The following is a 5,839-nucleotide window of genomic DNA, read 5'->3' on the forward strand; positions in this document are numbered from 1 at the left end:
GCGGGTGGGTGGTCACCCCCGGGCTGCTGCTGGTGGCGATCGGCGGGGTGGCCGCCCGGTTCCTGCTGTCGGAGGTCTTCGGTCCGGGCTTGACCGGGGGTGCGTCCGCACTGTGGGTGTTGGCGCTTGCCATGACCTGCCTGGCCGTGACGCTGCTGTTCACCAACTACCTGCTGGGTGCGGGCTGCCGCGGTGTGGTGGGCGTGCTCGCGGCCGGAACCGTGCTCACCGGCGGTGGCCTGGTCATGGCTGGTGGGGATCTGGTTGCCACCGCGGTGATCACTCTCGGTTGCCAGGCCGTGACCGCCTCCCTGGCCGGCTTCCTGGTGTTGCGTGCGCATTCACCCGCCGCACTGGGCACGACTGCGGGTGTGCCGTTGGATCGGGCGTCCGGGCTGCGGGTGGGTACCCGGCCGGACACGCGGACAGGCGGGTTGGATCCGGGTGTCGACCGGCAGCCGAGCAGGGGGTCCCCCCGCGGCCTGGCCGGGATCCCGGAAGCGCGTGACCGGGGACCCGTACGTGAGCCGGGCGGTCTCATCCTCGGCCGATCCAAGTAGCCGTTCGGCAGCATGTGGTAGCCGCTATACGGCCGTCAGGCCCGCCGGTCCGCGGGGACCCGATGCCGCCGGGCGTGCTAAACCGAAAGGTAGGTCACCCCACCGGTTTTCCGATCCTGACGAACCGGGACCATGCCGTCATCGGAAACTAGGAGGCATGCGTCGGGATTCCATACCGGGGGGGCATTCGCCGACACCCGGTGAAGTATCCCCTCGCGCCGGTGGCGAGCCCGACCGGACGGCAGGCCGGCAGGAGCACTCGGTCCCCCCTCGGGAGTGGATTCCGGTTCGGCCCCGGCGCCGTCCGGTCGGCCCGGTGGATTCCGGGCAATCCACCCCCATCCCCACCTCTGTACCTGCCCCTGTACCTGCCTGCGCGCCACCCGACAGCGCCCACGCAGCATGCCGGGATGAGGGATGTCGGGATGAGGGACGTCAGGATGCGGGCGCGCCGCGGGCGAGGCACCGGGGCGTGACCCGTCGCTGGGTGGTGGCCGCCGCGACCACGGCAGGTCTGGGAGCTCTTGCCGGTGCGGCGGCCAGGATGCTGTTCGGATCGCAGCGAGGCAGCGGTCATGTCGATGCTCCTGACATCGGCGCGCTCGCGCTGTTCGGTGCACCCGGTAGCTTCGGAGACCTCGACAGCTCCCAGGACACAGCCGAGGACATCCGGATCGTCACGGTGGACGTGCCCGGCTGGGGCTTCGGCCCTGGTCAGGCCGCCTACATGTCGACCGTCACCTCCGATGGAACCGTTTTCACCGCCACCACGCCGTTTTCGGACAACCAGGCCCAGCCCACCGGGACGGGGATGGAGCTTGCGGTGTTCGAGCCCGACACGATGCGCTTCACCCGGCTGGTCGTGCCGTCGAACACCGGACGGACGCACCTGCCTCGGGCCGAGGCGTGGTTCCGTGGCGTCGGCGGTGCCGACGTCGCCGACGTGACCGTGATCGGTTCGGGCGCTGACGAACGGGTGGTGTTCGTCTCGGCCGTGTCGTACTTCGGGTGGGACACGGCAGTCTACGGACAGCTGCCGGCACTCGGTCAGGTCCACCGTCCCGCTCCCGGACGGCCCTGGAGCTACGATCCGACGCGGTCGTGGACGACCGACCAGCTTGCGGTGGCCGCGCCGCCCGGGGTCTCGGCGAGCGCCTTTCCGCACGAAGGTCGCGGGGAGCCACGGTGGTCGCGTGGTCCGGCCGCGATCGGCCGGCTGCCGGCCAGTGGTCACCTGGTGATCGCGCAGTACTTCGGGGCCGCGAGCCTCGGCACCGACCAGGGGGCTCTGCTGGTTGTGGACACCGCGGGCCGGGTGCGCGCGGCATGGCAGTATCCCGAGGTCCGGGTCTTCGGCATACCGGTGGTCGTGAGCCCCCGCGAGGTCGTCACCGATCCCACGAGCGCGGCCGGCGACGAGCGCTTCGTACTGATCAGTGACTGTCGGACCGCCGACAACCAGGTGGTTTCCTTTCCGATCCAGGAATTCTCCTACTCGGCGGGTACCGGGAGTCAGGGGAGCGGAACAATTACCCCTTGTAGCACCGCAGTACGTGCCGCCGCGGACGACTCCCGGATGGAAACCGCATGTTTCGACGAGAACGGCACCCTGTATGTTGCCCGCACCCGGTCGGACGGACTGCGCGCGGCGACACTCGCGGTCTATCCGAAGATCGGTGGTGACCGTGGTCTGGTCACCCGCACACCGGCAACCGAGGGCTGGCCGCAGCGCAGCTGGGGAGCGTTGAACCCGCCGGACTATTTCGTGGCGGGCACCGATTCGGGCGGTCTTGTCCGCAGCATCGTGCTCGATCCGACCAGTGGGGCGGTCGTGCTCGCCGGTCTTGACGGCACCCTGCAGGTTGTCCGCCCATCCGGGCGGGGTACGCGGATGACTTTCGCGGTCGGCCGCCCGATCGACATCGGTCTGCGCCACCTGCGCGGGCCGTCCAACCGCTATGTCGGTTTGCGGCGGGGTGCCGTCGACGCGCAACGCCGGGTGATGTGGCTGCCGGTCAACCAGCTGGTCCTGGACGCCATTGCGTGGCCGTACCCGCCGTTCAAACTCGACCAGTGGCTGATGCGGATCGACCTGCGGGCCGTGCTCACCTGACCCGAGCCTCTCACCTGATTCACCGGTCAGGACACACCGGTGTCAGGACGTCACGTCACGTCGCGCGAACAGCACCAGTGTGATCGCGATCGCCGCGGCGCAGAAGACCAGGATCCGGATGCCTGCGGTCTCGTAGCCGACCTGGTATCCGCGCGCGCCTGCAGCCATGGCGTCCATGAGCCGGGCGGGTAGCCAGCTCGCGGCCGGGCTCCAGATCCGCGACACCAGCATCTCCAGCGGCAGCGCGTAGGCCAGCCCGACCGACACCGCGGCGGCGGGGGAGCGGAACACGACCCCGACGAGGAGTCCCAGGGTCGCGTATCCCAGGGACGAGGCCAGCACGTTCACGTAGCCCTTGCCGATCTCCGCCAGGCCGGCGACGCTGTGCCAGGCGCTTGTGTCCACGCCCCTGACAGGCGCGATGGCGAACGATGCGGCGACGGCCACGACGGTGGCAGCAGCGATCATCACCGCCACGAACGCCACCAGGGCCAGGCATTTGCCCAGGAGCAGGCGGAGCCGGTACGGCTGAGCCATGAGCTGGTTACGCAGGGTTCCGTGGGTGTAGTCGGCGCCGATCACGGCGGCTGTGACGGCGAGCCCCACCACGCCGAGCAGGATGCTGACGGCTTCCAGCCCCTGCATGACCCCGTCCGGGCGGGACATCGTGGTCGCGGTGACAACCACGCCGTCGTAGTCGCTGCGTCCGACCGAGAGCATGGTCAGTATCGCGCCGAGCGCTGCCACCGAGACGACGGCTGCCAATGTGCCGAAGAAGAAACGTGAGCGGCCGAGCTTGACCCACTCAGCCAGCAACGTCGCGGTCATGAGCTCCGTCCGGATGCGTTCGAGGCGGCGGCCCCGGCGATGAGCAGTCCCGTCGAGGTGTCCGGGGAGCTGCGGCTGCGTGGGATCAGGTCCCCGTCGACTCCTCCGGTCGCGACCAGGAAGGTCTCCTCCAGGGTGGGCCGGCATGCGCTCAGCGCCCGCAGGGCGATACCGGCGTTCATGGCAATCTTGTTGAGGTTCGCGGCCGTGCCTTCGGGGGCGTGCACACTGACCGAGCCGTTCGACGACTCCTCGGGCGGGTCGACCCGTAGACCGTGGTCACATAGCAGAGCTGCCAGGCGCGCCGCGTCACCGGGGTGCTCGGGGGTCAGGATGAGCCGTGGATCCTCGGCGGCCAGCAGTTCGGTCACATGACCTTGGAAGAGCAGTTGCCCGTCCCTGATCATCACCAGATGATCGCAGATTTGTTCGACCTCCGACAGCAGGTGGCTGGACACGAAGACCGTCATCCGTCCCCCGGCGAGGTCCTTGAGCAGACTCCGGATCTCGCGGATGCCCGCCGGGTCAAGCCCGTTCGTCGGTTCGTCGAGCACCAGCAGTTCGGGGCGCGGCAGCAGGGCGGCGGCGATCCCCAGGCGCTGCTTCATGCCCAGGGAGTAGGAGGTGAACCGGTCGTCGGCCCGGCTGGTGAGACCGACCATGGACAGTGTCTCGGCGACGCGATCCGGACCCAGCCGGCGCAGGCGTGCCAGCAGGCGCAGGTTGGCCCGCCCGGTCAGGCCGGGGTGGAAGGTCGGGCCTTCGATCATGGCTCCGACCCGGGACAGATACCCGGCGGGTCGCTCGATCGGATGCCCGAGCACGAAACCGTGTCCCGCGCTGGGCCTGATCAGTCCGAGGAGCATCCGCAGGGTGGTCGTCTTGCCGGCACCGTTCGGCCCGACGAATCCGGACAGCGCTCCCACGGGAACATGGATATCGATCTTGTCTACCGAGCGCCGGGTGCCGTAGCACTTGGTGAGCCCCTGGCTCCAGATGGCGGTGTCGGCCGGGGGCTGTGGCAGGTCCATACGGGCCTGGCGTCGTGATCCCCGTCGTATCCGCAGTGGCCTCGCCGGAGTCTCCGCCGTCATTACGTGGTTGCCTCCTTGGTCCCCGGCGTCTGGTCCGGGTGAGACGGTCGCCTGACTGGGCTGGCGTTGACCGAACAGAGCGTAACGGATGGAAACGAGTTGTGCTTAATGACGATCGCTGATTTTCGTGTAATGACGATCATTGACCTATGATGCTACCGATCGTGACAGTCGGTAGGAGTATGCAGCGACCACCGCGGCGATGTTCCTTCGACCGGTTCGTCACGGGCCGGTCCTGCCGCGGAGATCCCGTGTGACCGCGCACGAGGCCCACGGAGCTGCTCGACGGCGTCTGGCGGGCCAAAGGTTGTTCGATCATGTTCTTTCCATGTAGTCGGAGGCCCAAGCCTCTGGGCCACTGAGTGGCAGCGCGGTGCAGCCGGTGCCGCCAGTCAGCCTGGAGCGTGCCCGAACAGCCGGGGGGCGAACCGCTCGGTGATCAGTGTCAGGGGGTGGCCGGTCAGCATGTCGCGCATCCGGTAGGTCCGGGCCGGCACGCGGGATTCCGGGCTGAGATCCGACCCGAGATGGGCGGCGAAGTCTCCTGCCGGGAGCTGTCCCCACGACTGCAGTTCACGGACGACCGGCAGGGCGGCCCGCACGAGCAGCCTGCCGATAGGCTCCTCGGTGTCGAGGTCGCGCGCGACGTCGGTCGGAAGTCTGTTGACGATGGCGAGTACGGATGCCGTCCCGTAGACAACGCCGTTGTCGCCAGTGAGTAACACTTCACGAACCAGTAGATCGTCCCCGGTCTCGCCGTCGAGGTCGTGCAGCCCGATATCGGTGCAGGTGTCAAGATCGGTGTAGATGCTGAGATCGTTGAATCGGGGATCACCGTTCGCTCCCCGCGTATCCGCTGCGTAGCTGGGCTGTCCCGGTACGGTCAGAGGAAAGCGTTGTTGGCGGCGTATACGAACGGTAATTTGACGCCCGGTGAGGATTTCCAGCGACGTGGTGGTCAACCCGTCGCCACGCAGAACCAGTTGCTCGAGCGGACCGAGCTTTGAGCTGGTCTCCGTGGCCGTGTCGGTGGTGGAGAACCCCGCGACCGGAGGCGGTGTCGATCCGACCTGCGTACCCGGCCACCTTCCCCCGACAACGATCTTATTCTCTATGACTTCATTATATTTCGATACTCGACCTTGATAGGAGGAAAGCACGTAAAAAACGTTATCATGTACCTATATTGCCGGTCGTACCGATACGGATCGGCCCTGCCGGGGCCCGCCGACGACGTCCAGACG

The 5,839-nt window shown here is 68.0% G+C and carries 4 protein-coding genes and 1 pseudogene; 2 read left to right on the forward strand and 3 right to left on the reverse strand.

Translation table 11 applies throughout. The features are described 5' to 3' along the window. Both DD1DGNOD_RS27875 and DD1DGNOD_RS08255 read left to right on the forward strand, forming a co-directional pair. A pseudogene (locus DD1DGNOD_RS27875) lies at positions 1-560 on the forward strand (lipopolysaccharide biosynthesis protein); the annotation flags it as partial. A gap of 472 nt (positions 561-1,032) precedes the next feature. Continuing rightward, positions 1,033-2,673 carry a hypothetical protein gene (locus DD1DGNOD_RS08255; protein WP_131769825.1) on the forward strand — a complete coding sequence of 547 codons (1,641 nt, stop codon included), beginning with the start codon at positions 1,033-1,035 and terminating at the stop codon, positions 2,671-2,673. A 42-nt stretch (positions 2,674-2,715) separates the two neighbouring features. Here DD1DGNOD_RS08255 and DD1DGNOD_RS08260 read toward each other — a convergent pair whose 3' ends face one another. From DD1DGNOD_RS08260 to DD1DGNOD_RS08270, 3 genes are all read right to left on the reverse strand, one after another. Further along, entirely contained in the window at positions 2,716-3,501 is a 786-nt protein-coding gene (locus DD1DGNOD_RS08260) for an ABC transporter permease subunit (protein WP_131765964.1), read from the reverse strand. Further along, positions 3,498-4,595, reverse strand: coding sequence for an ABC transporter ATP-binding protein (locus DD1DGNOD_RS08265; RefSeq protein WP_131765965.1), 1,098 nt, complete (start codon positions 4,593-4,595; stop codon positions 3,498-3,500). Before DD1DGNOD_RS08265 ends, DD1DGNOD_RS08260 begins: the two co-directional genes overlap by 4 nt. A gap of 392 nt (positions 4,596-4,987) precedes the next feature. Then, positions 4,988-5,755, reverse strand: coding sequence for a chorismate--pyruvate lyase family protein (locus DD1DGNOD_RS08270; RefSeq protein ID WP_131769826.1), 768 nt, complete (start codon positions 5,753-5,755; stop codon positions 4,988-4,990). Positions 5,756-5,839: the final 84 nt, after the last annotated feature.

The organism is Candidatus Protofrankia californiensis, from assembly GCF_900634765.1.
Taxonomy (GTDB): Bacteria; Actinomycetota; Actinomycetes; order Frankiales; family Frankiaceae; genus Protofrankia; species Protofrankia californiensis.

Excerpts from the sequence above, each read along its gene's own strand:
- DD1DGNOD_RS08260 (WP_131765964.1), bottom strand. The coding sequence starts at position 3,501 with ATGACCGCGACGTTGCTGGCTGAGTGGGTCAAGCTCGGCCGCTCACGT.
- DD1DGNOD_RS08265 (WP_131765965.1), bottom strand. The coding sequence starts at position 4,595 with ATGACGGCGGAGACTCCGGCGAGGCCACTGCGGATACGACGGGGATCA.